This is a genomic window from Actinoplanes sp. NBRC 103695 (assembly GCF_030269485.1).
Taxonomy (GTDB): domain Bacteria; phylum Actinomycetota; class Actinomycetes; order Mycobacteriales; family Micromonosporaceae; genus Actinoplanes.
On the sequence record NZ_BSTL01000008.1, the window covers coordinates 348,547 to 374,196 of the forward strand.

Annotated in this window: 18 protein-coding genes and 1 pseudogene; 9 read left to right on the plus strand and 10 right to left on the minus strand. The window is 67.6% G+C overall.

The features are described from left to right. The 4 genes from QSK31_RS16845 to QSK31_RS16860 all read right to left on the minus strand — a co-directional run bounded on the left by QSK31_RS16845 (position 1) and on the right by QSK31_RS16860 (position 4,502). The gene (locus QSK31_RS16845) at positions 1-876 is read right to left on the minus strand and encodes a carbohydrate ABC transporter permease (RefSeq protein WP_285684922.1); all 876 of its coding nucleotides are present in this window, start codon (positions 874-876) and stop codon (positions 1-3) included. A gap of 1 nt (position 877) precedes the next feature. After that, entirely contained in the window at positions 878-1,816 is a 939-nt protein-coding gene (locus QSK31_RS16850) for a carbohydrate ABC transporter permease (protein WP_285684923.1), read from the minus strand. A 27-nt stretch (positions 1,817-1,843) separates the two neighbouring features. Beyond that, positions 1,844-3,172 carry an extracellular solute-binding protein gene (locus QSK31_RS16855; RefSeq protein WP_285684924.1) on the minus strand — a complete coding sequence of 443 codons (1,329 nt, stop codon included), beginning with the start codon at positions 3,170-3,172 and terminating at the stop codon, positions 1,844-1,846. Positions 3,173-3,272: 100 nt separating this feature from the next. Continuing rightward, on the minus strand, positions 3,273-4,502 hold the full coding sequence (locus QSK31_RS16860; RefSeq protein ID WP_285684925.1) for an enoyl-CoA hydratase/isomerase family protein: 1,230 nt from the start codon (positions 4,500-4,502) through the stop codon (positions 3,273-3,275). Between the two features lie 53 nt (positions 4,503-4,555). Between QSK31_RS16860 and QSK31_RS16865 the strand changes: the two genes are divergently transcribed. After that, complete coding sequence (locus tag QSK31_RS16865) at positions 4,556-4,864, plus strand: ArsR/SmtB family transcription factor (RefSeq protein ID WP_285684926.1); 309 nt, start codon at positions 4,556-4,558, stop codon at positions 4,862-4,864. A 48-nt stretch (positions 4,865-4,912) separates the two neighbouring features. Here the strand turns inward: QSK31_RS16865 and QSK31_RS16870 are convergent, their stop codons facing one another. Next, positions 4,913-8,005 (minus strand): GH92 family glycosyl hydrolase, encoded by a 3,093-nt coding sequence (locus QSK31_RS16870; protein WP_285684928.1) that lies wholly within the window; start codon positions 8,003-8,005, stop codon positions 4,913-4,915. Between the two features lie 92 nt (positions 8,006-8,097). Here QSK31_RS16870 and QSK31_RS16875 point away from each other — a divergent pair, with 92 nt between their 5' ends. Beyond that, a complete protein-coding gene (locus QSK31_RS16875; RefSeq protein WP_285684930.1) occupies positions 8,098-8,883 on the plus strand; it encodes an SDR family oxidoreductase in 786 nt (261 codons plus the stop codon). On the opposite strand, the pseudogene QSK31_RS16880 reads toward QSK31_RS16875, so the two are convergent. After that, positions 8,831-9,223 (minus strand): annotated as a pseudogene (locus QSK31_RS16880) (DNA-3-methyladenine glycosylase); the annotation flags it as partial. The gene QSK31_RS16875 and the pseudogene QSK31_RS16880 overlap by 53 nt on opposite strands. On the opposite strand from QSK31_RS16880, the gene QSK31_RS16885 reads away from it, so the two are divergent. The 4 genes from QSK31_RS16885 (at position 9,219) to QSK31_RS16900 (ending at position 11,019) form a co-directional block, all read left to right on the plus strand. After that, on the plus strand, positions 9,219-9,431 hold the full coding sequence (locus tag QSK31_RS16885) for a hypothetical protein (RefSeq protein WP_285684931.1): 213 nt from the start codon (positions 9,219-9,221) through the stop codon (positions 9,429-9,431). The pseudogene QSK31_RS16880 and the gene QSK31_RS16885 overlap by 5 nt on opposite strands. A gap of 236 nt (positions 9,432-9,667) precedes the next feature. Beyond that, on the plus strand, positions 9,668-10,129 hold the full coding sequence (locus QSK31_RS16890; RefSeq protein WP_285684932.1) for a hypothetical protein: 462 nt from the start codon (positions 9,668-9,670) through the stop codon (positions 10,127-10,129). A gap of 34 nt (positions 10,130-10,163) precedes the next feature. Then, positions 10,164-10,385: a hypothetical protein gene (locus tag QSK31_RS16895; protein WP_285684934.1), complete on the plus strand. Its 222-nt coding sequence runs from the start codon at positions 10,164-10,166 to the stop codon at positions 10,383-10,385. 103 nt (positions 10,386-10,488) lie between these two features. Next, the gene (locus tag QSK31_RS16900) at positions 10,489-11,019 is read left to right on the plus strand and encodes a hypothetical protein (protein ID WP_285684935.1); all 531 of its coding nucleotides are present in this window, start codon (positions 10,489-10,491) and stop codon (positions 11,017-11,019) included. A 356-nt stretch (positions 11,020-11,375) separates the two neighbouring features. Here QSK31_RS16900 and QSK31_RS16905 read toward each other — a convergent pair whose 3' ends face one another. Beyond that, the gene (locus QSK31_RS16905) at positions 11,376-12,140 is read right to left on the minus strand and encodes an NAD(P)H-dependent oxidoreductase (RefSeq protein WP_285684937.1); all 765 of its coding nucleotides are present in this window, start codon (positions 12,138-12,140) and stop codon (positions 11,376-11,378) included. Between the two features lie 71 nt (positions 12,141-12,211). On the opposite strand from QSK31_RS16905, the gene QSK31_RS16910 reads away from it, so the two are divergent. Further along, positions 12,212-13,198: a GlxA family transcriptional regulator gene (locus tag QSK31_RS16910; RefSeq protein ID WP_285684939.1), complete on the plus strand. Its 987-nt coding sequence runs from the start codon at positions 12,212-12,214 to the stop codon at positions 13,196-13,198. Between the two features lie 945 nt (positions 13,199-14,143). Further along, entirely contained in the window at positions 14,144-14,851 is a 708-nt protein-coding gene (locus tag QSK31_RS16915) for a hypothetical protein (protein ID WP_285684940.1), read from the plus strand. Between the two features lie 315 nt (positions 14,852-15,166). On the opposite strand, the gene QSK31_RS16920 is transcribed toward QSK31_RS16915, so the two are convergent. The 3 genes from QSK31_RS16920 to QSK31_RS16930 all read right to left on the minus strand — a co-directional run bounded on the left by QSK31_RS16920 (position 15,167) and on the right by QSK31_RS16930 (position 21,357). After that, on the minus strand, positions 15,167-18,280 hold the full coding sequence (locus tag QSK31_RS16920; protein ID WP_285684941.1) for an EAL domain-containing protein: 3,114 nt from the start codon (positions 18,278-18,280) through the stop codon (positions 15,167-15,169). Positions 18,281-18,513: 233 nt separating this feature from the next. Further along, positions 18,514-20,556: a hybrid sensor histidine kinase/response regulator gene (locus QSK31_RS16925; protein ID WP_285684942.1), complete on the minus strand. Its 2,043-nt coding sequence runs from the start codon at positions 20,554-20,556 to the stop codon at positions 18,514-18,516. A gap of 9 nt (positions 20,557-20,565) precedes the next feature. Beyond that, positions 20,566-21,357 (minus strand): sensor histidine kinase, encoded by a 792-nt coding sequence (locus tag QSK31_RS16930; protein ID WP_285684944.1) that lies wholly within the window; start codon positions 21,355-21,357, stop codon positions 20,566-20,568. A gap of 230 nt (positions 21,358-21,587) precedes the next feature. Between QSK31_RS16930 and QSK31_RS16935 the strand changes: the two genes are divergently transcribed. Beyond that, positions 21,588-25,436 (plus strand): PAS domain S-box protein, encoded by a 3,849-nt coding sequence (locus QSK31_RS16935; RefSeq protein WP_285684946.1) that lies wholly within the window; start codon positions 21,588-21,590, stop codon positions 25,434-25,436. The last annotated feature ends 214 nt before the right edge of the window (positions 25,437-25,650 follow it).

Sequence of the window (25,650 nt, forward strand, 5' to 3'; positions counted from 1 at the left end):
TCACCCTTTCAGGCCGGTGCCGGCAATGCCTTCGACGATGTTCTTCTGGAAGAGCAGGAAGACCGCCACGAGCGGGATGGCGCCGAGTACGGCCGAGGCCATCACGTCGGCGTAGCGGATGCCGAACGAGCCCTGCACGGTGGCGAGGCCGACCGGGATCGTCATGATGTCCGGGTTGCTCAGCACGAGCAGTGGCCACAGCAGATCGTTCCACGACTGGACGAACGCGAAGATGACAACGGCCGAGATGGCCGGCCGGGACAGCGGCATGATCACCCCGCGGTAGATCCGCCAGAAGCCGGCGCCGTCCACCCGGGCCACCTCGTCGAGCTCGCGGGGGAGCCCGTCGAAGAACTGCTTGAAGATGAACACCGCGATCGCGGTCGGGATCTGCGGCGCGCTGACCGCCCAGAACGTGTTCAGGATGCCGAGCGAGTCCATCTCCCGGAACTGCGGCACGATCAGCACCTGGCCGGGGATCATGATGCCCGCCAGCACCAGCCAGAACACCACGTTGCGGTACTTGAACCGCATCCGGGACAACGCGAAGCCGGCCATGCTGGCGACGATCACGACGCCGAGCGCGGTGATCGTGGCGATGATCAGGCTGGAGCCGAACCAGCGCAGGATGTCGGTGTCGCGCAGCACCCGGCCGAACGCGTCGAAGGTCGGGTTGTCGATCAGCCACCGCGTCGCGGTGGTCTCCTCGTTGGGTTTGAACGCGGTGTCCAGCGCCCAGGCGATCGGGATCAGCCAGATCAGGGCGAACGCGATCAGCACACCGGCGCAGACCCGGTTGAAGATCTTGGTGCGCGAGTCGGCCCGCGCGATGTCGGCCCGGACGGCGGTGGGCCGCTCGGGGGCGTCGACGGCCATCTCAGGCCTCCTTCTGCTGGCGGCGGACGATCCCGAACCAGACGGCGGAAACCGCCAGGATGACGACGAAGAACAGCATCGACGCCGCGGCCGCGTAACCGGTGCGGAAGTTGGTGAAGCCCTCGTCGTAGATGTACTGCAGCACTGATCTGGTGGCGAAGTTCGGGCCGCCCTGGGTCATGATGTACATCTGGTCGAAGACCTTCAGGGACGCGATCACCTGGAGCACCACCACCAGCGTGGTGGTCCGGCCGAGCAGCGGGACGGTGATCTTCCAGATCTGCTGCCACGGGGTGGCGCCGTCCATCGCCGACGCCTCGTACAGATCGCGCGGGATGTCCTGCAGGCCGGCCAGGTAGAGCACGAAGTTGAAGCCGAGCGTCCACCAGATCGTGGTGATGGCCAGCGACGGCATCGCCCAGTTCGGGTCGCCCAGCCAGTTCGGCGCGGTCATCCCCAGTTTCGCCAGCCCGGTGTCGAGCAGGCCCAGTTCCGGCGTGTAGAGGAAGATCCAGATCAGCGCGACGACGGCCGACGGCAGGATGTACGGCATGAAGAACGCCAGCCGGAAGAACCAGCGTCCGTGCTTGGCCCGGTCGGCGAGCAGCGCGAACACGAACGCCAGGATGATCAGCGGCGGCGTGGTCAGGATGGTGAACCAGACCGTGTGCCACAGCCCCGCCCAGAAGTCCGAGCTCTGGAACGCCTCGGCGTAGTTGCCGAAGCCGGCGAACGTGCCCAGGCCGGGCTGGACCAGGCTGGTGTCGAAGAAGCTCATCAGCAGGCCGTAGAGGCCGGGCCCGATGATGAACGCCAGGTACAGGACCAGGAACGGCGCGAGGAAGCCGAAGGCGGGCAGGCCGTTGGACTTCGGTTTGCTGACCGGCCCGGATTCCGATGTGCCGCTCCGCGGGCGTACCGCGGTTTCGGTGGTGGACACCGTCGTACCCCCTTTAGCTGGGCTCGCCTAGATGGGCGAAGCCGTTCTGGCGAGGTTGGTGAGCGCCGAGCGCATCTGCGCCAGCGCCACGGCCGGTTGCTGCTGGCCGTTCAGCACGGTGGCGATGTTGGAGCCGGTGACGATCTCGAAGTTGGAGCCGGAGCCGGAGTACCAGCCGTCCGGGTCGTACACCGCGCCCTCGGCGGCGGCCGCGTAGTTGGACTGCGGGGTCAGCGCCTTGAACTCGGCGCTGTCCCGGAACGGCAGCCAGGCCGGCACGTGACCGCCCTCGGCCCAGGTCTTGCTCTGGTCCAGGAACGACTTGATCAGGCCGAGCGCCCGCTTCTTGCGTTCCGGGTCGGGCCGGTGCTGCTTGGGGATCACCAGGGTGTGCGAGTCGGCCTGCACCGCGTATTTTCCGCCGCCGTACAGGTTGGGGAAGAGCGTCATCGAGAACGGCGTCTTCGCGGTCTGGAAGGTCGAGATCTCCCACTCGCCCTGGAAGTAGAACCCGGCCTGCCCGGTGGCGAACGCGGCGACCGAGCCCGCGTAGTCCAGGGTGGGCGGGACCAGGCCCTGCGTGGTGAGGCTCTGCATGAAGCTCAGCACCTGGGTGGCCTTGGCGTCGTCGATGACCACCTGACGGCCCTCGTCGGCGAGCACCTCCCCGCCGAGCTGGCCGTACCAGGACTGGAACATCCGCCACGGCGTCGAGGTGTCGGCGGTGATCGCGACGACCCCGCCGTACGCCTTGGTGACCTCTTTGGCCTTGCGCAGCGCCTCGGTGAACTTCTCCGGGCTGTCGAGCGGCGTCAGCGCCCCGGACGAGTCGAGCAGTCCGGCCTTCTCGCAGATGTCCGTGTTGTAGAACATCACGAACGGGTGGGTGTCCAGCGGTACCGCGTACGCCTTGCCGTCGACCAGCCCGGCCTTCCACGCCGTCTGGTCCAGCTGGTCCGGCGAGATGCCGACCCCGGCCAGGTCTTCGGTGGTGAGCTCCTCGAGCAGATCCGCGGCGACCAGGGTCTTGGCGCGGGTGAGGTGCGCGACGGCCATGTCCGGCGGCTTCCCGCCCAGGGTGGCCAGCGACAGCTTCGTGTAATAGGGGTTGCCCCAGGCCAGCGTGACGGCCTTGAGATCGATGGCGGGATTGGCCGCGCGGTAGGCGTCGATCATCTGCGTCATGCGGACGCCGTCGCCACCGCCGAAGAGATTCCAGTACGCGAGCGAGCCGGCCGCGTCACCGCCGGTGCCGAGCCCGCTGAGCACCGGCGTCGAACAGCCGGCCAGGGTCGCTCCCGCGCCCAGGCCGACCACTCCGCGCAGCAGGGCGCGCCGGCTCAGATAGCTGGTCATGGCCAGACTGTGCCGCTGGCGCCGGAACCACGCCAGATGAGACGACACCCTAAACAGAGAACGTGCGAACGTGATTCGAGAATTTACGACGTTGAAGCGGTCATGAGGTCGCCGTCAGATGGTGCAGGACGCCGCCGGTCCAGGGCGGGTAGCCGGCCGCGAGCACCGAGGCGACGTCGCCGCCGGCCGGATCAACGACCAGCCCGGCGTCGAGCGCCTTCCGGGCGGCGGCTGCCATCGCGTCCGGGTCCGGTCCGGCGTCCAGCAGCGTCCGCACGAAGGAGCCCCCGTCGACGACCACCGGGATGCCGCCCGGTGCGGCCGTGCCGGCCGACTCCACGATCGGGGCGTCCGGTGGGAAGAACACCGCGGCCAGCGGGTTGGCGGCGACCTGCGGGAACGTGCGGTCCGGCCGGCCCGAGCCGGTCGCGGCGGCCACGGTGCGCAGGGCGTAGAAGAAGTGGCTCAGGCCGGGGAATTCGGGAGCGCTCAGCAGCGTACGGCAGGCATCGGTCTCGATCGTGAAAGCGTCGTCCACGGGAACCGACGCGCTGCGGACCGCCACGTCCAGCACTGCCGCGAGCGCGCGCACCGGCGAACCCGCGGACCTGCGCCGCACCTCCTCGGCGAGACCCGGCGGCTCGGCGGTGCCGCCCGGGATGAGATAGCCGGGCCGCTCCCAGCGCTGCGCGAACGGCCCCGGCGGCTGGGACAGCACCCAGGCGCGGGCGGCGGCCACCACGTCGTCGGCGAGCTCGTCCACGAGACCCGCGGCCAGCGCCTGCGCCGGGTGGTAGGCGGTTCCCGGGCCGACGATGTCGAGCACGGTCGCGGCGATGCCGGCCATCCGGGTCACCCGGACCGTCCCGCCGCCGGCCGGGATGATGCCCATGCCGGTCTCGGCCAGCGACCAGACCGCCGACGCGTCGGTCGTGCCGACCCGGTGATGGCAGGCCAGCGCGATCTCGAAGCCGCCGCCGAGCGCCGAGCCGTTCAGCGCGGCGGCGACCGGCCGGCCCAGCGTCTCCAGCCGGCGGAGCTGGTCGCGGATCGGCACCATCAGGTCGTAGGTGGCGGCCGCCTCCTCGGGCGTGATCTCGGCGGGCACGAAGTCCGGCCCGGAGAAGAACGACCGCTTCGCCGACGTGACCACCACGCCCCGCAGCCGGTCCGGGTGCGCGGCCAGATCGTCGAGGCAGGCGCCGAGCCCGTCGTGGTGGCGCCGGTTGACCATGTTGGCGGTGCGGCCCGGGTCGTCGAGGGTCACGGTGACCACCCCGTCGGTGTCCCGGACCCAGCGAACCGCGCCGGATTGTTGGATGTCCGTCATACCGTTGAGGCTAGGGGATTGTTGGATGATCGTCCAACGGTAGGGTGGGGTACATGGCGAGCGACGACTTCCCGGTGCCGGACATGTCCGACGTCGCCCTGGTCGACGTCCTGCGCGCCGTCGGCGACCCGATCCGGCTGAGCATCGTCCGCGTCCTGGCCGACGGCCGCCCCCACCCGAAATGCAGCGAGGAGTGGGGTTTCGGCGTGCACAAGTCGACGATGACCCACCACTTCCGCACGCTGCGCAAGGCGGGCCTGACCCAGACCACGGTGACCGGCCGCACCCACACCGTCGAGCTCCGCCGCGCCGAGCTCGACGCCCGCTTCCCCGGCCTGATCGACGCGATCACCAGCGGTTGAAAGCCCGGGGTGGGAAGGGCGGGACCTCCCCTCCCACCCCGGGGTCTGTCAGGCCCGCACCTCCAGTTCGTAGATCCGGGCCGCGGTGTTGCCGTCGTTGGCCGGTGTGACCACGTTCAGACGTACGTAGCGGGCGTCCACACCGATCGACGTCGTCGTCGAATCGGCAGTGTTGCCGCGGATCTGGGAGCGGGTGGTCCAGGTGCTGCCGTCGTCGGAGGTCTGCAGGTCGAAGTCGCGGGTGTTCCAGGCCGGGTACTCGCCGCCGGCGCCCGCGTGGCGGATCACCACCGAGCCGACCCGCTGCTTGGCGCCCAGGTCGACCTGGAGCCACTTGGTGCCACCGGTCGAGCACCACTTGTCGGTCCAGCCGGCCAGCCAGCTGCCGTTGACCGCCCGGTCGGGAGCCTCGCCCGTGCAGGACGAGTCGGCGGTCGCGGTCCTGCGCAGTGCCACGTCGCCGGTCGGCTGGCCGTACGCCTCGAGTTCGTAGATCCTGGCCGTGCCGCTGCCGTCGTTGGCCGCCGCACTGATGTCGAGCCGCACGTAGCGCGCGGTCCTGGGCGGGATCGGCAGGTACGACCGGCTGGCCCGTGACCCGCTGACCGTGATCGCGTTCGACCAGGTCGTGCCGTCGGTGCTGGTGGAGAGGCTGAACGCGCCGGTGTTCCAGTTGGTGCCCTCGCCGCCGAGGCCGGCGTGCTTGACCACGAACGCGGACACGGTCTGCGCCGAGCCGAGGTCGGCCTGCGCGGTCAGCGGCGTGGTCGACGAGCACCACTTGCTGTTGCCGCGGATCGCGCCGTCGACCGCCTTGCCGGCGGCCTCCGCGGTGTTGCAGCCGGCCGATCCGGTCACCGTCTTGCCTTGGAGCAGGTTCGGTCCGAGGTCCGGTTCCGCCGGCGGCTGGGTCGCGCCGTCGGCAAAGCTGGGGGGTACGTCCTCAGCCCGCGTGCCCCACGTCGAGGCGGAGGCGCCCTGCGTGAACGCGAGGGTGCCACCGGTCGCGATGTCGCCGTACCGGATCCAGCTCCTGGCGACCGCGGAGCCGCCCAGGGTGACCGACTGCACGAAGCGGTTGGCGCTGCTGCCGCCGGTGATCGTGATGTCGCCCGCCGAGCGCTTGATGACCGCGCTGGGGAACAGCGCGCCGTGCAGGGCGAGCGTGTCCGCGCCGGGGGTCACCGGGTACAGGCCGAGCGCCGACCAGACGTACCAGGCGGAGGTGGCGCCGAGGTCGTCGTTGCCGGGCAGGCCGCCGGCGCCGGTGGTGAACGACTCGCTCATCACCCGGCGGACGGCGTCGCTGGCCCCGGCCGGCTTACGCGCGTAGTTGTAGGTCCACGGCACGTTGTGCTCGGGCTCGTTGCCGATGTAGAAGTACGGCCGGACCAGTCCGCCGTTGAGTTCGGTGAAATGGTGGTCGAGCCGCTGCGCCGCGGTGGCCGGGCCGCCCATCGCCGTCACGAGGCCGCCCAGGTTGTGCGGGACCATCCAGGTGTACTGGGCGGCGTTGCCCTCCACGTACGGGTTCTCCTGCGCCGGGTTGAGCGGCCAGGTGAAGCCGGTGTCCCGGGTGTGGATGTACGACGACTCGCCGTTGAAGATCATCCGCCAGTTCTGCGAGCGGGTCGACGCGCTGTTGTACGTGGCGGTGTCACCGAGCGCCTTGGCGAACTGGGCGATCGCGAAGTCGCTGCTGGCGTACTCGAGGGTCTCGGAGGGGTTGCCGGGGATGTAGCGGTTGGCGTTGTAGGTGGCGTAGTTGCCGCGCAGCACATAGCCCTGCTGCCCGCCGCCGGCGACGCTCTTCTTCATCAGGTCCAGGGCCGCCGCGGTGTCGAAGCCGCGCACCCCGAAGGCGTACGCGGAACCGACGATGATCGGGCCCGGGTCGCCCGGCATCACGAAGTCCTCCCGGGTCTGGTGCGACCACTTGGGCAGCAGACCGCCCTGCTGGCCGTCCAGCACCATCGACTTCACGATGTCGGTCATCACGTCCGGCGCGATCAGCGCGACCAGCGACGCCCACGAGCGGTAGATGTCCCAGCCCGAGTAGTTCTGGTAGACGGGGTGGCTCGCGGTGTGCACCGCCTGGTCGAACCCGCGGTACTGGCCGTTGGTGTCGCTGGACAGGTTCGGGTTCTGCAGGACGTGGTAGAGCGCGGTGTAGAACTTCTGCAGGTCGGTGGTGGAGCCGCCGGTCGCCTGGACGCGGTTGAGTGCGGTGTTCCAGGCCGCGTCGGCGTTCGTGCGGACGGTGTTGAGCGCGCCGGCCTCGGCCGTGGCGTTGGCCTGGGCGTTCGCCACGCTCACGAACGAGATGCCGACGGTCGCGTTGACCACCTGGTTGCCGGTGGTGTCGAAGGTGACGAACGCGCCGGCCTGGTTGCCGCTGACACTGGTAGCCCCGTTGTTCACGGTGCCGCCGTTGAACGTGCCGACGCCGGACGGCGTCCGGTCGAACTGGATGGAGAAGTACATCGGGAACGTGCCGCCGCCGCAGAAGCCGCCCGCGGTGTGCTCGCCGTAGACCCGGTTGCCGGCGATCGTCACGTTGCCGGCGCGGTCGCCGGTGGCCGAGCGGCTGGCGTTGATCAGCACCCGCGCGGCGGTGGTGGCCGGGAAGGTGAGCCGCATCGCGCCGGTGCGCTTGGTGGCGCTGAGCTCGACGTCGGTGGAGTACTTGTCGAGCCGGTTGGAGTAGTAGCCGGCCTGGGCCACCTCGTTGGACTTGGTGTACGCCGAGGCGTAGCTGGTCCAGCTGTTGCCGGGGGAGTTCCCGAGGTTGCCGGTGATCGGCAGGATCGGCAGGTCCTCGTTGTTCGGGCAGCCGGCCCCGTTGAAGTGGGTGAGGCTGAACGACTCGATGGTGCGGTCCCGGTCCCGGTAGCCGGACGGGGATCCGGTCGGGGTGTCCGGGGAGAACTGGACCATGCCGAACGGCACGGTCGCGCCGGGGAAGGTGCTCCCGCCGGCGCCGCCGCCGACCGGGTTGGGCGAGTTGCTGTCGTCGGTGCCGATCAGCGGGTTGACGTACTGGGTGAGGGGAAGATCAGCGGCCTGGGCCGGGTTCGCGGTGATAGCGAGGCCGCCGAGGGTGAGGACGAGAGAGGCGAGACAAGCGAGCGTACGACGCATGGGAGCCGTCCTTGACATCGTTGTCACCGATTGGTGAATGTCTATAGAACTACACCTCCATAGAGCACTGTCAATACTGTTAACTGGGCGGCATGCGGATTGTGATCACGGGTGCGACCGGTCACCTCGGGCGGCGGCTGGTGGCGCGGGGTGCGGCCGCCGGGCATGACGTGGTGGGGACGTCGCGATCACTCGGGCTGGACATCCGGTCGCGCGCCGCGGTCGGCGCGTTCCTGGCCGAGGCCCGGCCGGAAGCGGTGATCCATACGGCATCGGCCCGTACCGACTGGGCCGTGATGGCTGACGGCGCCGCGCATGTCGCCGCGTTCCATGCCAGGCTGGTCCACGTCTCCAGCGACGCGATCTTCAGTGGGCGAGCGTCCGAATACGATGAATCGGAAATGCCGGACCCGGTCTACACCTATGGAGCTGCCAAGGCCGCCGGCGAGACCGCGGTGCGGGCTCTGAACCCCGGCGCGGCCGTCGTGCGCACCTCGCTGATCCTCGGCGGGGACGGCACGCACGAGACCCTGGTCCACGACCTGATCGCCGGCCGTGCGGACGGCGCCCTCTTCACCGACATGATCCGCAAGCCGGTGCACGTCGACGACCTCGCCGACGCGCTCCTCGAACTCGCCGGATCCGACTACGCGGGCATCCTCAACGTGGCCGGCCCCGACCCGATCAACCGCTACGACCTCGGCGTCCGCGTCGCGCATCGGGACGGCCTCGACGCCTCCGCGCTCAAGGCCGCCAGCATCGCCGACCTCGGCCTGCGCCTGCCCACCGACGTGCGGCTGAATGTCACGAAGGCCCGGACGGTGCTCAGGACGCGGCTGCGCGGCGTGAACGAGTTCCTGCCCGCCGGTACGCGCTGACCGTCGGGTCGCCCTTCGCCCAGAACCGCCACGTCACGTCGTGTGCGCTGGTCGCACCGACGCGCGGTCCCGCCTCGACCTCGCTGGCCGAGCCAACCGGCGGCGGCGTGAGCAGGGCCGATCCCGTGCCGTCGATCAGCGACGTGCCGTACGCCGACTTGTCCAGCCCGGGCACCTGCATCAGCTTGGCCGGCCCGCGCGCCAGATCGTGATCCCCGCGCGCGGCCGGCCGCCGCTGCCGAGCGGTTTCCAGACCGTCGATCACGGCCCCGGCCCGCAACAGCACAGCGGCCGCGTCGCCTTCCGGCCCGCACACGACGTTGGCGCAGAAGCGCATGCCGCAACTCTCCTACGCTCACGACGTACATCAGATCGACGGTGACCTCGACAAGATCCTCGACCTTGTGATGGCCGTCGCCAAGAACCCCGCCGCCCGGGACTGCCCGCAGTCGATCTTCGACGCGGCGCGGCCGGACTGCACCGGCCCGGCACCTGGTGTCCGCGTCAGGGCGAGCAGCGGGCTCCTTCATGAATCGCTGAGGATTTGAGGAACCGGGCGAGGTGAGTGGCGGGTGTTCGCCTGCCGCGGGACTTCGACACGTAGTCGGTACGGACGGCGCGGTGGTCTCAGCCCTGCCGCACGACCATGCGCGACGATTGCTGACCCCCGGCGTAGCGCCGCGTCACGGACCAGGCGACGGCTGCGCGCACGCTCGGCGGCAGATGAGGATGCTGGCAGCATGTCGGCTCGCTGATGCGCTCTGCCGCTGGCTACGGTTCGGTGATGATTGTGTGGGTTGCGTCGTTTCCTCGTTCTGGCAACACCTTCCTGCGGATCGTCCTCCACAGGCTGTATGGCGTCAGAACCTCGACGGTCTATGACGTTGACGGTGTTGCTGAGCGCCTCGGGAAGGATTTGATCGGGTTCACCGATCGACCAGGAAGCCTTTCTGAGATGCGGGCGACCGACGAGCTGCATTTCGTCAAAACCCACCGGCAGCATGATGCCGACGTCGACGAGGACGATCGGGCGATCTGCCTGGTGCGAGACGGCCGTGACGCCTTGGTCTCGTGGGCCCGCCAAGCGAGCGAGGAAGACCCGAACACCTACAGGGCCGAACTGAGGTCGAAGATTCTGCGAGTGAGCGCGTCCGGAACCGGAAAGTTGGGGATCCAACGTTCTCAGCTGGCTGCGACCGTCGGCGCCGCATCGTGTGGTCCTGCGGTACGAGGATCTGATTCGTGACCCGCATGCGGCGGTCACTCCGGTCATCGCCACGGTGGCCCCCGCGCTTGGTCTGCGGCCGGACGCTGCCATTCCATCTCTCGACGAGCTGAGGGGGCAGGACGACCTGTTCTTCCGCCGAGGTCGCACCGGCAGCCATCAGGACGAGTTGCCCGTCGAGTTGCACCAGCTGTTCTGGTCGCGGGTCGACAACCAGGCGGCGATGGACCTACTCGGCTATCCCAGGCCCGACGACGGTGAAGCCTGGAAGCACTAACCTGCGCGCGGATCGCGCCTGAGAGTGCGGCGGCGGATCCCCGTCGTCGTCTCCTCAGGCGTTTCCGATTGAGGATTACGACGGCTTCTTTAGGATGGCCGGCATGGGTGACCAGCAAAGGTTCAGTGCGGAGACACATGTTGACGCGCACCAGTTCCTGCTGTCGGATTTTCCTGTCTCGTTCGACGAGCCGCCCGTGCCGGCCAACGGCCTTTTCAGCGTTCTGCCAGGGGAAATGGTCGTCTACGTCGGAGCGAGCAGCGGTGCCGTGACCGTCACCGTCGAGCCGCGATACAACCCCCCTGAGGCAGTCGAGCTTGACGAGTGGGAAGAGGTCGCCGAGGCCGACGTGGACGTTCCGAACGGCCAGCTCGGCGTCCGAGCGATCATGGCGGAATCGCCGGACCTGCCACTTCTTTCCGCTCACGGCCCCGGTCTGTACCGAGCGCGAGTGCACGCCCGCGGCCGGGACATCGCCTTCGACGTCGTTGCCTTCGAAGCCGTCGAGGACTACCTGCTCCAAGCATGGCCGAGTACCACCGGCGGCGAGGAGCACGTCTTCAAGGCCTCAGATGCCCGGGGTCACCGGTTGCGCCAGCAGGGGTTTGCGGTAGGGGATGATCACTTCGGATAGTGACGGCTGTTGCGGAGCCGCCTGCGATGCACACTGCGGCTAGATAGAGTGCGGCTCGTGGCTGCGCCCGGGTCCGGTCGCGCCTATTCAGGGTGCCGTTCGTGCATCACGCGTGCGACCGCCCCGTGAGTCGCCTCGTACTGCTACCGGTTCGGCCTACGGCCTCGGGCGCCCCGGTGCGCCTGTTGTCGGGACCTGACGATTGTCACATGTAACCCGTTGACGCGATAGCCGATTGGCGTCCATCGTGGTCGCTCGGTCAGCGGCAGATGAGGACGCTGCGGTGGTGACCATGAATACGAATGCACCGTTCAGTGACGGCTGATCGGGATTATCGAGTCGGGCTCTATCCGGTGTCAGGTCAGATGCACGCCTAGTCCGGTCAAGCCTGGCGCCACATCCGGCCGGAGCACCAATTTCTCGTCGTAATCTCCACTACTTTGCGTCCGATATGGGATTGGTTCGGCCGTAGGTATCGCGAGTAGACGCTCGCGCAACTCCTTGGCGGCGGCGTCGCCTTCCGCGGGTGTAAATCGGTCAGCGCCAGACATCAACACCGGGGGAAGCACTTCCGCCCCCGCGTAGAACAGCATGCCGTGCTGCAGCGGGAACAGTAGTTCGTCGATGCTTCCGTGAATGCCTCGCTCGCCGTACAACCACGTAGGACCGCCCATCGTCACCACCGCCAGCGCGCGTTTGCCGGCAAGAAACCCATCTCCGTAACCGATCCATTCGCCGTGCGGGCCACGCTTGCCGTATGCGTAACCTTGATGCCAGATCCGATCGAACCAACCTTTGAGGATGGCAGGCATTCCGAACCACCACATCGGGAACTGCACGATGATCGTGTCCGCCCGGTTGATCTTCTGCTGTTCGGCTCGGATGTCCGGAGTCAGCCCGCCGCTTTGATAGGCCTTTTCTGCTGCTGAAGCGACGTGAAATCGCAGCGCCGGGTCGTGGGCGTAGCTCGCCGCATCGACGACGGGGTTCCAGCCCATCGCGTAGAGGTCCGAGATCTCGACCTCATGGCCTGCGACGCGGAGTTCGCGCTGGCCCTCCGCCGCTAGGAATCCGCTCAGTGAGCGAGGTTCGGGGTGGGCCAGGATCCAGAGAACGTTCATGAGGTTGATCATCCAAGGGCGGGATCACCGCGACGACTGGCCCGAAGGCCAACATGTGCGAAGATCGGGCCATGACCGGCTTTGTTGGCGACGGCCGCCACCGCGTGGCGGTCCTGGCCCGAGACGGCGTGCTGCCCTTCGAGCTCAGCATCGTCCATCGACTGTTCGGCCAGGCCTGCGGGCCTGATGGCGCTGCACTCTACGAGGTCGTGACCTGCACTCTTGTCCCTGGCGAGATCCGAACGGATGCCGATTTCACCATCACCGTCACGTGCGGCCCCGAGGCGCTTGCCGAGGCTGACACCGTCGTCGTCCCAGGATCGGACGTTGACTACGAACCCCACGCCGGTTACCTCGAGCCGTCGCTCGCCGACGGGCTCGCGAGGATCCGACCTGGCAAGCGAATCGCCTCAATCTGTACGGGATCCTTCGTACTCGCCGCAGCGGGACTGCTCGACGGACGGCGGGCAGCCACTCACTGGCGCTCGTCGGCACAGGCACGGGAGCGTTTTCCCGACGTCACGTTCGACCTCGATGTCCTATACGCCGATGACGGCGGCGTTCTCACCTCGGCCGGCGCGGCAGCGGGAATCGACCTATGCCTGCACATGATTCGTACCGACCACGGCGCCGCAGTGGCGAATGACGTGGCCCGCGGCACGGTTGTTCCGCCGCACCGCGAAGGCGGGCAGGCGCAGTATCTCAATCGGCCGGTGCCGGATCCCCGAATCTCGTCCACCGGTCGGGCGCGCGAATGGGCGCTCGCGAACCTGCACCAGCCGGTTACGCTGCGAGAACTAGCAGCCCAAGAATCAACGAGCACGCGGACGTTCACCCGGCGCTTCCGCGACGAGATCGGTACCTCACCAGGGCGATGGCTAACGCAGCAGCGCGTCGAACGCGCCTGCGCTCTCCTGGAAAGCACCGACCTGCCTATCGACGAAATCGCCGCCTCCACCGGGTTCGGCACGGCCGGGTCAATGCGGTTACACCTCCAGGCCGAACTGGGCATATCGCCCAGCGCCTACCGCACCACATTCCGCGGACGCGACCGCTAGCCCGGATGGACGTTCCCGGAACGACACTCAATGAAGTTTCGGGTGAACTGTCATCGGCAAGACAGTGCGGCTGCCAACAGCACGGCAGCGCGACGCGAAGGGGTGTTCGAGTGTGCCCTCGGACCGCTCTCACGATCAAACTTCGCGCCGGTTGCCATCACTGATAGAGCGACTCGGCGAATGTCGAGGCCTTCCACCGCGGGCCCATCCGCTTCCGCGAGATCGTCAACGACTATCTCCGGCCAGGCCGGTAGCTGCCGAGCGTTCGTGCAGTTTGGGAACGGGCCGCGAGATCATCTGTGTCATCACGCCGTTCAGTCCGGATTGGTGCATCGAGGTGTCGCACTGCTAACCAGCCCACAAATGTGATCTCTCCGTGTCGATGGTGACGTTGGTGAAAAGTTTGTGAGTGGGTGAGATCGGCGACGACTCGCGCCCGGTCTGGAGGTCCTGATTGGACGCGATCAGGATCCGATAGATCGTCATCTTGAGGAGTTGATCGAGTGCCCGCAGCTGAGCTGCGAAAGTTCGATAAGACGGTGGTCCAGAGTTCTTCGTACTGACAAACCCGGCGACCACGTCTGACGTAAACCTGTCAGAGTTTCCTGGCAACCGTTCGCGGCGGTTCTCCTAGGCTAAGAGTCAATCTAGGACTTGGGGGCCGATAGGATGGCCAAGAGGAAACGGGCCCGACGACCGAAAGCGCCCGTCGTACCGGCCTCGCCGCCGACACCTGCTACACGCAGAAGAATCCCCGGGTGGCTCGTTGCCACCCTGAGCGCGGTCCTTGCAACAGCGATCTCGGCAGTGGCCGCTACGGTGGTGTATCAGCTGGTCAACGTGACAGGAGCTAAGGACGACCTGCGGGATAAGGTCGGAGGCCAGCCTCGGCCCGTCCAATCGCTACCGCCGTCCCTGCCGACAGGATCCGGCCTGCGTGTCTCCGTGCTTGATATCGAAGGTAACGATGGCGGTTCCTCCGTGGTGTTCCCCGCCAGAGGTGTGACCGCATCGCGCAAATTCATCGACGCAGAGGCTCAGCCCTCCTTTCGAGACATGATCGCAGCGGGTGGCTTCGCCGTCGATGCACTCCAGCTGCGCGTGTCACTCGAAGGGCTGCGCAACCAGCGTATTACGGTTCACAATGTTCGAGTGAGCGGCCTGCGCCGCGAAGACATACCTACCGGGGCTCTCGTGAAAATCCCCGGCCAAGGCGTCCCCACCAACCAGATGGCCTTCGCGATGGACGCTGCCAAGCCGGTCGCGCATCAGGTGGTCGAGGGTGTCGAGGTCGACCGGGCCTTCTTCGACAACGAGTTCATCGACCTGGCGGACGGTGAGAAGACCGTTCTCGTGTTGAGATTCCATACCGAGTTGTGGGCGTACGCCTTCGATGTCGCTATCGACTACGAGATTGGCGGACGGTTGCTGACGCAGCCCGTTCCACGCACCACCGACCAGCCGTACCGGGTGGCTGCTGGCGTCTGCTTCGGCGACAGCTTCCTGGCCAAGCTGTCCTCAGCGGACAGGCAGCGGCTGGGTTCATTGCGGTACAACGAGATCAGCGAGGTTGCGGGCATGGCCGTTGAGGCGGACGGCTCTCAGCATTACCGCATGGAGCGTGCCGATCCAGCCCGACACTGCGCTGGATGACTCTGGCTCGAGCCCTGGCGAACCCTGACCGCGCCGTCGATCCAGCCGGTCCAGTATCCGTCTACCGGCCATTTCAGATGCTCGGCGCGCGGGTGATCAGCGCCCGAACCTCCCAGCGTTCTAGCTCTGTGCTCGCGCCCTGTGCCTGCAGCCGGATCGCGCCGGGAGCGGCAAGGCGCGAGCGGCCGGCCCGATGGGCCCCTTGAAGACGATCGAAAGTCTCGTCGCTGCTGAAGCCCAGCACTTTCTAGATCCGGGGTGCCCTCGGCCCGCCTTCATCGGTGTATCGAGGCTGAGTGATCCGGGCGGAAAGAGTCAGCTCGGCGCCTGCTTGTCCGGCCGATCAATCGCGTCGGCAAGCACGACACCGGGCTCGAGGAGCTTTGCGAACTCCTCGGCCGGCACGGCACGCGAGAACAGGTACCCCTGGCCGTGCGGACACCCGAGCCGACGTACGAAACCGAGTTCCTCGTCCGTCTCGATGCCCTCGGCGATGACGTCGAGGTTGAGGTTCAGGCCCATGGTGACGATCGTGCGGACCAGCTCCTTGCCGCGCGGGCTGGTCGCGATGCGCGAGATGAACGACCGGTCGATCTTGAAGGCGTCGATGGCCAGATCCTGCAGTGCCTCGAGAGAGGAGTAGCCAGTGCCGAAATCGTCGATGTGGACCTGCACGCCCAGCGTCCGCAGGCCGCTGAGCACGGAAGAGGCGAGCTTGGCGTCGTCCATGATGACGCCCTCGGTGATCTCGACGGCGAGGCGGTCGGGACTCAGACCGAAGGCGCGCAGGTTGTCGTCGACGTCCTCGATCAACGTGCCCTGCCAGAACTGCCGGTTGGAGACGTTGACGCTCATCATGAACGGTCGGGAGTCGCCGCGGTGCAGACCCCACCGGCGCAGCTGCCGGCAGGACTCTTCGAGCACCCACGTCCCGATGCTGAGACTGAGTCCCGACTCCTCGGCGACACCGAGGAACTCGTTCGGCGGCACCAGCCCTCGGGTGGGATGTCGCCAGCGGATCAGGGCCTCAGCACCACTGAGGGTCAGCGTCCGGAGCTCGACGATGGGCTGGTAGAAGAGCACGAGCTCACGGTTGTCCAGCGCCCTGCGAAGGCCGCTCTCGATGGTGAGACGGTCGGTCGCGGCGTTGTGCATGGCGGGGTTGAAGATGGCGTGCGACCGCTTGCCGTGGGTCTTGGCGTGGTACATGGCGATGTCCGCATCGCGCATGATCGCCTCGGTGTCGCCGTACTCGGCGGACCCGACCGCGATGCCGATGCTGACCGAGACGACGACCTCGGTGTCGCCCAGCCGGTGCGGCTGTGACAGGTCCCGCTGGAGGCGTTCGGCCACGATGACCGGATTGTTGTCGTCGGCGACGTCCTCGATCAGGATGGCGAATTCGTCGCCGCCGAAGCGCGCGGCGGTGTCGGTGGAGCGCAGCGTCGTGGTCAGCCGGGCGGCCACCTGTTGCAGGAGCCCATCGCCGGCGTGATGGCCGAGGCTGTCGTTGACGATCTTGAAGCCGTCGAGGTCGAGCATCAGGACGGCGTACTTGTAGTCGCCGCGCCGATTCGCCCGGGCGATCGCGGCGGTGAGCCGGGTGCGGAACTGCGCCCGGTTGGGCAGCCCGGTGAGCTCGTCGTAGAGCGCGGCGCGGCGCAGATCCTCCTCCTGCTCGCGCATGGTCTTGAGCAGCGCCTGGTGTGCCAGGGCGACGCTGAGCAGGGCCGCCCACTGGTTCATCGTTTCCCGGCCCTCGGGGGCGTACGCCTGGATCGGCCCCACGACCGCCAGCATGCCCCAGTCACCCGGGCCGACCTTCAGATGTGCGATGTAGACCATGTGGTCGGTGGTGACATCGGCCAGCGACACCAGTCCCGCGGGCGGGAAGGCGTTGAGCGGCACCAGCTCGTTCGGGCCGCCTGTGCCGCCGTTCTCCCGGTCGAACTGCCCGACGACGGTCAACGCGGTCCGTTTGCCGGAGGCCGGCTCGCGTTCCGGCCACAACCCCAAGCAGCCCGCTCGCACGTCGGTGGCCTGGAGCCAGTCCAGGGAGCATGGGTCCTTCTCCTGGCTGCGCAGCAACTGGAGACTGACCGAGTACTGCGTGCCCAGGCTGCTCATCATCGACTGCGCGTGCAGGGAGAGCTGGACGATCTGGGCCTGGGCCAGCAGCAGGAAGATCTCCTGCAGGCATCCCTCCATCCGGCGGGTGACGCCGAGGTCCTGGTCCAGTCCCGCGCCGGACTGCAACTGCCACGCGTGCCGCCGGATCAGGCCCGCGATCTCGGCGAGACCCTCGCCGTCCTGGAGCATCCCGGCCAGCGGGACCAGGCTCCGGCGTAGCACGGGACCGACCATCCTGCCCCCCGCCAGGGCGAACTTCAGCGCGTCGTCGATCGCGGCCGCCGGCCCGCCGAAGTCAATCGGGTAGTTCAGGTACCGGCTCCCCGCGTGCCAGGTCACCAGCAGGGTCGGCAGGCTCGACGCCGAGTCCAGGCCGGCGACGTCGGCGGCCTCGAACGCCTGGGACGCGATCTGCAGCAGGCCGGCGCACCCGCACGACTCGCGGACGGTCAACGAGGTCGGCATCGCGTGCTTCCCGGACGGGACCTCCTCGCCGCCGTGCATCTGGATCAGCAACCGCACTGCGAGAGCGCCGATGTCCTCCAACGGCTGCCGCACGCTCGTCAGGCTGGGGGTCATCCGGGCCCCGGCCTCGTTGTCGTCGAAGCCGATCACCGCGAGGTCGTTCGGCAGGTGGAGACCGGCGTTCGTAAGCGCCCGGGTCAGGCCGATGGCGTTGCGGTCGTTGCCGGTAAGCACTGCGCTCGCCGGCATTCCCCGCTCCAGCATCATGCGCGCGGCGCGCTCCCCGCTCGCCTCCTGCATGTCGTCCACGACGAACAACAGATCCGGGTCCGGCGCCAGGCCGTTGTCGGCCATCGTCTTCCGGTACGCGTGGATGCGCTCGTGGACGTCCAAGTTTCCCGGAAAACCGACATACCCGATTCGGGTGTGACCGTGGTCGATGAGGTGCTGGGTCGCCGCGCGGGTGCCGGCGAAGTTGTCGGGCAGGACGACCGGGCAGTCGAAGCCGGGCGGAGCGTCACTGATCACGACGACGGGGCGGCCGCTGTCTCGGGCCGCCCGCAGATAGTCGGTGCCCACGCTGTTCAGGATGACGACGAAGCCACCCACATAGTCCCAGGCCACGTGGTGCGGGAAGGGCGGCGGCTCGGGGAAGTCCTGCTCGACGGTCCCGGCGTCGACGGTCTGGATCGCTACCATCCGGCCGCCTGCGGATGCCAGTTCCGTCGCGATCCCGGCCATCAGTTCACCGAAGTACGGCCCGCCGAACGCGGTGGACAGGACGCCGACGTTGAAGGTGTCCGCCTCGCTCAACATCCCTCCGGCTGACCTCATGGGCGCCTCACCGCCGGAAGCACGATCGCCCGGTCGGCTAAGGCAAACGCCGATTACTCACTGTATCGACGCGAGCGGACTCACATGCCGCAATCTGCGCAAATCGACTGACCTTCGTCCTCCGGGCGCGTGAGGACGGCGAAGCTAACAGCGAGATCATTTGACCACCGCGGACGTTCGGACGAGACAGCGCGACACTGTGCTGGGAGCCAGCGCCCGAGCAAAGGGCAGGCCTATGGGGCTGTGGTGGTGAATTGTCGGGGGGTGTTGTCGGTGAGCGCGGTGTTGAGTGCGGTGAGGAGTTCGACTTTGGTGAACGGCTTGCCCAGGACGGTGACGCCGGGGTCGAGGAGGCCCTGTTCGGTCATGAGGGGTGCGGCGTAGCCGGACATGTACAGCACGGACATGTGCGGTCGCTCGGCGCTCAACGCCGCGGCGAGTGTGGGCCCGTTCATGTGTGGCATGACGACGTCGGTGAGCAGGCCGTGGATGGGCCCATCGTGTTGGCGGGCGATGGTGAGGGCTTCGTGACCGTTGGTTGCGCTGAGGACGTGGTAGCCGGCGTTGGTGAGGATCCTGTTGGCGGCGTGTCGGAGGCCGTCTTCGTCTTCGGCGAGCAGGATGGTCCGGTTTGTGGACGCTTGCGTCGTGGCGGCGGGTCGGCTGGTGTGGGCCGGTTCGTCGGTGGCGGGTAGGTAGATGTTGATGGTGGTGCCGCGGTCGACGACGGAGTCGATGATCAGGTGGCCGCCGGCCTGTTTGATGATGCCGTAGGCGGTGGCGAGGCCGAGGCCGGTGCCTTGTCCATTCGGTTTGGTGGTGAAGAAGGGTTCCATGGCCCGGTCGATGACCTCGGGTGGCATGCCGTCTCCGTTGTCGATGACGGCGACGTGGACGTACTCCCCGGTGGGAAGGCCCCCGGCGGGTGGATCGGTGTCAGTGTCCGTTTTGTTGGTGCTGCGGAACATCAGCGCACCGCCGCGGGGCATCGCGTCGCGGGCGTTGATGGCGAGGTTGAACAGGGCTTGGCACAGCTGGCTGGCGTCGGCGCGGGTGTTGCGCAGGTGGGGGTCGAGCTGGGTGGTGACGGTGATCTGTTCTCCGACCGCGGTGGCCAGCATGCCGCAGACCTCGTCGACTATCGCGTTGAGGCTGATGACGGTCGGTTGCATGACCTCCCGGCCGCCGAAGGTGAGCAGTTGGTGCGCGAGGTGCGCGGCGCGTTTGCTGGCTCGGGTGATCTGGCCGAGGTCGTGCAGGATCGTCTCGGCGTTCGGCGCGGTGAGCGTCTGATCGATGGCGTCGCCGACGGCTTCTTCGACGAATTCGCTGAGGGAGAGGATGACGCCGAGCATGTTGTTGAAGTCGTGGGCGACGGCTCCGGACAGCCGGGCGAGGCTGTCGAAACGGTGGGCGATCTGCCGGCGTTCCTCGATTTCGCGTTCCCGCTCTTCGGCGTGCCTGCGTTGTTCGGCTTCCACCAGTGGCGTCACGTCGGTGATGACGGCGACGAAGCCGTCCTGGTCGTCGAGGACACGGACGACAACCTGCAGGTGGCGTTGTATCCCGGGGGCCAAAGCTACGGGACCGTAGTAGGTGGTGGCGCCGGCGAGGGGCGGATTGCTGTTGTCGAACTCGCTGTGGCGCTCGGGTGCCAGGCAGCGCAGCCATCCCGCGCCGAGCAGGTCGGCGACCGGCGTCGCGGTGATCTCGCTGAGCCGGGAGTTGACGTAGGTGGCGTGCATGTCCGGTCCGCCGAAGGCGATACCGACCGGGGACAGTTCGGCGAAGGCTTCGAAGCGTGCCTCGCTTTCGTCGAGGGCGAGGATTTTTTCCACCAGTTTGGCGTTGACAGCGCGCAGGTGTCCGGATCGGTCTTCGCTGCCGGTGTCGGGTACGGGCGGGGGTTCGTGGTGCAGTGCTTGCTCGACGGCGGCGAGCAGTTCGAACGGGTCGGCGGATTTGGCCAGGACCTGGGTGACGCCGTAGGCGGTGGCCAGTGGTTGGGCTTCTGCGGGGCTGTAATTGGCGGTGAAGAACAGTACCGGGATGTCGGTGGTGTCGGCGTCGGCGTGCAGCGCGTGGGCGAGTTCGTAGCCGTCCATGCCGGGCATGACCACGTCGGTGAGGATCACGTCGGGGTGGGTGGTGCGCGCCATGGCGAGGGCTTGATGGCCTTCGGTGGCCTCGATGACGTGGTGGCCGCCGTGGTCGAGGGTCGCGCGGGCGACCTCCCGGTTTGCGGCGCGGTCATCGACGATGAGGACGGTGGCCATGGCAACTCCTCAGATCGGTGTGGTGGCGGCGGCTGGGGGGTTGAGTTGGATGGCGAAGGTGCTGCCCGTCGATGGCGTGCTGTGCATGCTGAGTGTGGCGCCGCAGTGGGCGGTGAGCTGTTGGGCCAGGTAGAGGCCCAGCCCGCTGCCTGGCACGTCGTGTTGTTCGGCTGCTGTGCCGCGGGTGAACGGCTGGTAGATGCGCGTCTGCTCGTCGGTGGTCATGCCGGGGCCGTTGTCGCTCACCTCGATCAGCGGGTATCGCTGGGGCGTGAGGCGGCAGTGGATGCGGATGTCGGTCTGGTCGGTGTACTTGATCGCGTTGTCGACCAGCTCGGTCAGCAGCCGTTGCAGGGCGTGTTCGTGGCCGGTCGCCATCACTGGCTCGTCGGGTACCTCGACGATCAGTCGCCGTGCGTGGGTGTCGGCGCTCGGCGTGGCTTGCGCCACGACGGTGGTGATGGCGGCACGGCAGTCGAACACGTCGTCGGGCGGGGACGTTGCCACCTCGAGTTTGGCGATCGTGACGACTCGCTCGATGGTGTCGAGCATCTGGACCGCGCTGGTGCGCATCAGCTCCAGCTGGCGGATCTGCTGCTCGGGGGCAGGGGAGCCGTCTGCGAGTTTCACCAGCATGATGCGGGTCAGGCCCACGATGCCGGTGAGCGGGCTACGCAGCTCGTGCCCGAGTTTCGACAGCAGCAACGTACCGGGAAGTGCCCCGCCGGAGGCGGATCTGGGAGCGCTGCCGGCGGCCTGGACGTTCACGGTTGTCGCGGCAGCTCCTGGGCGGTCGTCCACGTCGGTTCCCCCGAATCGCTCTGTGCTTACACGAGGTCCGGCTTCCTCGACGGCCCAGTTAGTCCCTTCGACGGTTTTTCATCCGAATTCGTCTCATAATATAGTCTATGTGGTATTCAGCATGGCTGGTTGGCGGAACTCGTTGGCGGTCGCGAGTCGTTGCCGCGGTCAGCGCAGGGACGATTCTGCTCGCCGGAATGGCCCTGCTGGGCTACGCCGTGGGTGCACGGATGCTCACGTATGTCGTTCCGCCCAGTCCGGCGATGGTTCCGGTCACCGCGGTGGCGTTGGGTCTGGCGGGTGCTGGTCTGTGGCTCGTCGTCCCAGCGTCAGTTTCGGTTTCTCGTCGCCGTGTCGGCCAGGGGCTGGGCCTGCTGGTGGCGCTGGTCGGCGCGTGGGTGCTCCTGGAATATCTGACCGGTCGGAGTCTGGGCGTGGACATGCTGATGTTCCCCGGCCGCATGCGGGAGTGGTCGAGCGTCGACCTTCCCGGCCGTCCGTCGCCGCACACGGCGGTCGCCTTGGTGGCCACCGGATTGGCCCTGATGTTCCTGGACGCCGACGCGGACCGCGGCTATCGGCCGGCCAAGGTCCTCGCCCCGGCGGGCGGCCTGGTGGCGGCAGTGGCCCTGCTCGGTCACGCCTACGGCCTGAGCTACCTGTCCGGCGCGTCGACGATGACGTCGATGTCGTACGGAGCGGCCTTGGCGTTCATCGCCTTGACCGTCGGCCTCTGGGTCTGCCGTCCGGGCCGCCCGGAAGCGCAGGTGTTCCTCGGCAGTGGTCCAGGGGGCAGAGCCGTGCGGCAGTTGGCTCCGGTGTCAGTCGCGGTGATTCTCCTGGTTGGGGTGTTGCTGACCGCGGCCGGCAGGAACGACTTGTGGAAGCAGAAGAGTGTCGTCGCCGCCGCCTCCGCCCTGCTGGTGTTGACCATGTATGTGGTGTTCCTGCGCGCCGGCGCGGCGTTGAATCAGGCCGGCCGGGCGTTGCACGACGAACGCGAGTTCCGCCAGGCGATCCTGCATTCCCTGCGCGAGGGTGTCATCGTCGTCGACGCGGCCGGCACGGTGCTGGAGGTCAGCCCCCGCTGGTGCGAGATCACCGGATACGCCGTTCAAGATGTCCTCGGCTGCACACCGCCGTATCCGTGGTGGGCGCCGGGCCGGCAGGACGAACGCATGGCGGACCTCGCGGCGGCGGTGAACGCAACCAGCTCCGTCGAGTTCGACATGCTCGTCCGCCGGCCTGACGGCACCGACGTCGAGGTCAACGTCACCATGTCGCTGGTGCTCAACGCCACCGGGCGGGCGACGATCGTCGGTAGCTACGGGGATCTGACCAGCCGTAACCGAGTCGAGGCTGCCCGGCGGCGCGCCGCGGACCAACTGGACCACTTCTTCGACCTCTCTCCCGACCTGTTGTGCATCGCCGGGACCGACGGCTACTTCAAACGGCTGAACCCGGCCTGGGAACACATCCTGGGCCACACCGCCGAGGAGCTGATGAGCCGGCCGTTCCGGGAATTCATCCACCCCGACGACGCGATCCGCACCGACGCCGAGTCGACTGACCAGCTCGAGCAGGGCAAGGTCACAATCTCGTTCGAGAACCGGTATCGCTGCCGCGACGGTTCCTACCGGTGGCTGAACTGGAACGCCGCCCCCACCCCCGACGAAGGGCTCGTCTACGCGGTGGCACGCGACACCACCGCGCAGCGCGCAGCCGCTGACGACCGGGCATTCCTGGCCGCGATCGTCGACGGCACCGACGACGCGATCATCGGCAAGACCCTCGACGGCACCATCATCAGCTGGAACCACGGCGCCGAACGCCTCTACGGCTACCCGGCCGAGCAGGCCATCGGCCGGCCGATCCAGATCCTCACCCCACCCGAGCAGCACGAGGAGATCAACGAGATCCTCGGGCACATCGTGCTGAGCGAACCGGTCTCCCCTTACAGCAGCGTCCGGGTCCGCGAGGACGGCACACAGGTCCACGTCGAGGTGACCACCTCCCCGATCCACGACGGCGCCGGCACCGTCATCGGGGCCGCCTCCATCACCCGGGACATCTCGGACCGGTTCCGCGCCGAGGAACGGATCCGGCAACTGGTGCAGGGTGCCCCCGACGCCATGGTGATCGTCGACGAATCCGGCACCATCGTGCTGATCAACGACCAGACCGAGCGCCTCTTCGGATACTCCAGCACCGACCTCGTCGGCCAACCGATCGAATTGCTCGTCCCGCGACAATTGCGCGACCAACACGTCCGCGACCGGCTGGACTATGTCACCGCACCGCAGCTGCGCAGGACGGGCGCCGGCCGGGAACTGGCCGGACTACGCCGCGACGGAAGCCAGTTCCCCGTGGAGATCAGCCTCGCCCCGCTGGACACCGACCAGGGAACCATGGTCTCGGCCGCCATCCGAGACATCACCGAACGCCGACAGGTCGAACAGGCCCTCGCTCGCGCCCGCGACGAAGCACTGGCCGCGGCCCGGCTCAAGTCGCAGTTCGTGGCCATGGTCAGTCACGAACTGCGCACCCCGATGAACGGCGTCGTCGGACTCACCAGACTCCTGCTGGACACCTCGCTGCAGCCCGGCCAACGACGCTACGCCGAAGCCATCCGTACATCCGGCCGTGCGCTGCTCACGATCATCAACGACATCCTCGACTTCTCCAAGATCGAAGCAGGCAAGATCGAACTGATCGAGAACGACTTCGCACTCGACCACCTACTCGAAGAAGTCGTCCAGGTCGCCGCCGAAATCGCCCGCGACAAGGACCTTGAAGTCCTCGGCTACTACCCGCCCGAACTGCCCACCACCCTGCGCGGTGACGACGGACGACTACGCCAAATCCTGCTCAACCTCCTCGGCAACGCCGTGAAGTTCACCGAACACGGCGAAGTAGTCCTCCGCGCCGAGCCCGCCGCCCCCACCGAGGACGGCACACCACAGATCACCTTCACCGTCCTCGACACCGGCATCGGCATCGCGGCGCAGGACCTGCCCCGCCTGTTCCAATCCTTCTCCCAAGTTGACTCCAGCACCACCAACCGCGAGTTCGGCGGCACCGGACTGGGCCTGACCATCGCCCGGCAACTCGTCGAACTCATGGGCGGCCGGCTCGAGGTCGAAAGCCAACCCGGGCGCGGAAGCCGGTTCTGGTTCACCCTGCCCGCCCGGCTCCGGCGCAACGCGCCCCTCGACGGCATCACCCCGAAAGGCCTCATATCCGGCAAGCGGCTCCTGGTCGTCGACGACAACCCCCACAGCCGCCAGCTCATCACCCAGCACAGCCGGGCATGGGGCATGATCCCCACGGCGGTACCCGATGGCCACGCCGCCCTCGACCGGCTGCGACACGAGCCGCACTACGACATCGCCCTCATCGACCAGCACATGCCCGGCCTGGACGGCGTCGAGCTCATCAGCCGCATCGCGGCCGAACCCACCATCGCCCACCCACCCGTCGTCCTGATGACCGCCGGCTACCACGACGACGATCAGATCGCCACCAATGCCGGCGCCGACGGCATGCTCCCCAAACCGATCGGCCCCTCCCAGCTCTACAACTGCCTGCTGGAAATCCTCAACCCGGACATACCCCAGGCCGGCGAACCCAGCACCATCGCACCAGCTCACCCAGCCGACGGCGACAGCCACGGCCCGATCCTGCTCGTCGAAGACAACCTCATCAACCAGATGGTCGCCGTCGACACCCTCGCCACCCTCGGCTACCAGGTCGACATCGCCGGCAACGGGCTGGAGGCACTCGAACTCGCGGCCACGAAGCCCTACCAAGCCATCCTCATGGACTGCCAAATGCCCAAAATGGACGGCTACACCGCGACCGCCGAGCTACGCCACCGCGAAGGCACGAACCAGCACATCCCCATCATCGCCATGACCGCCGGCGCCCTCGCCGAAGACCGGCAACGCTGCTACGCCGCCGGAATGGACGACTACCTCGCCAAGCCCATCGACCCCGACCAACTCCAAGCCGCTCTCGACCGATGGTCCACCGACACAGACGCCCCAGCGACCTCCGGCCCACACGTACCTCAGGAATGATCCGGCCGGATACCGCCAAAGGTCGCACCTGACCCGCGCCAGGCCATCACTGGCCTCCACAATCCAGGCGAAACGGTATTCGAGTGAACTAGAGCGCATCTGACGGATCATGGTCGGCTCCGGTCGGGTTTGGCGCGGAGCCAGATCATGATCGAGGCGATGGTTACCGTTGCCTCGTAACGGTTTTTCAGCTTGTCGTACCTGGTCGCGACGG

Excerpts from the sequence above, each read along its gene's own strand:
- QSK31_RS16855 (WP_285684924.1), bottom strand. The coding sequence starts at position 3,172 with ATGACCAGCTATCTGAGCCGGCGCGCCCTGCTGCGCGGAGTGGTCGGC.
- QSK31_RS16885 (WP_285684931.1), top strand. The coding sequence starts at position 9,219 with ATGCCGCAACTCTCCTACGCTCACGACGTACATCAGATCGACGGTGAC.
- QSK31_RS16865 (WP_285684926.1), top strand. The coding sequence starts at position 4,556 with ATGGCGAGCGACGACTTCCCGGTGCCGGACATGTCCGACGTCGCCCTG.
- QSK31_RS16910 (WP_285684939.1), top strand. The coding sequence starts at position 12,212 with ATGACCGGCTTTGTTGGCGACGGCCGCCACCGCGTGGCGGTCCTGGCC.
- QSK31_RS16925 (WP_285684942.1), bottom strand. The coding sequence starts at position 20,556 with ATGGCCACCGTCCTCATCGTCGATGACCGCGCCGCAAACCGGGAGGTC.
- QSK31_RS16920 (WP_285684941.1), bottom strand. The coding sequence starts at position 18,280 with ATGAGGTCAGCCGGAGGGATGTTGAGCGAGGCGGACACCTTCAACGTC.
- QSK31_RS16890 (WP_285684932.1), top strand. The coding sequence starts at position 9,668 with ATGATTGTGTGGGTTGCGTCGTTTCCTCGTTCTGGCAACACCTTCCTG.
- QSK31_RS16935 (WP_285684946.1), top strand. The coding sequence starts at position 21,588 with ATGCTCACGTATGTCGTTCCGCCCAGTCCGGCGATGGTTCCGGTCACC.
- QSK31_RS16900 (WP_285684935.1), top strand. The coding sequence starts at position 10,489 with ATGGGTGACCAGCAAAGGTTCAGTGCGGAGACACATGTTGACGCGCAC.
- QSK31_RS16905 (WP_285684937.1), bottom strand. The coding sequence starts at position 12,140 with ATGAACGTTCTCTGGATCCTGGCCCACCCCGAACCTCGCTCACTGAGC.
- QSK31_RS16875 (WP_285684930.1), top strand. The coding sequence starts at position 8,098 with ATGCGGATTGTGATCACGGGTGCGACCGGTCACCTCGGGCGGCGGCTG.
- QSK31_RS16870 (WP_285684928.1), bottom strand. The coding sequence starts at position 8,005 with ATGCGTCGTACGCTCGCTTGTCTCGCCTCTCTCGTCCTCACCCTCGGC.
- QSK31_RS16845 (WP_285684922.1), bottom strand. The coding sequence starts at position 876 with ATGGCCGTCGACGCCCCCGAGCGGCCCACCGCCGTCCGGGCCGACATC.
- QSK31_RS16860 (WP_285684925.1), bottom strand. The coding sequence starts at position 4,502 with ATGACGGACATCCAACAATCCGGCGCGGTTCGCTGGGTCCGGGACACC.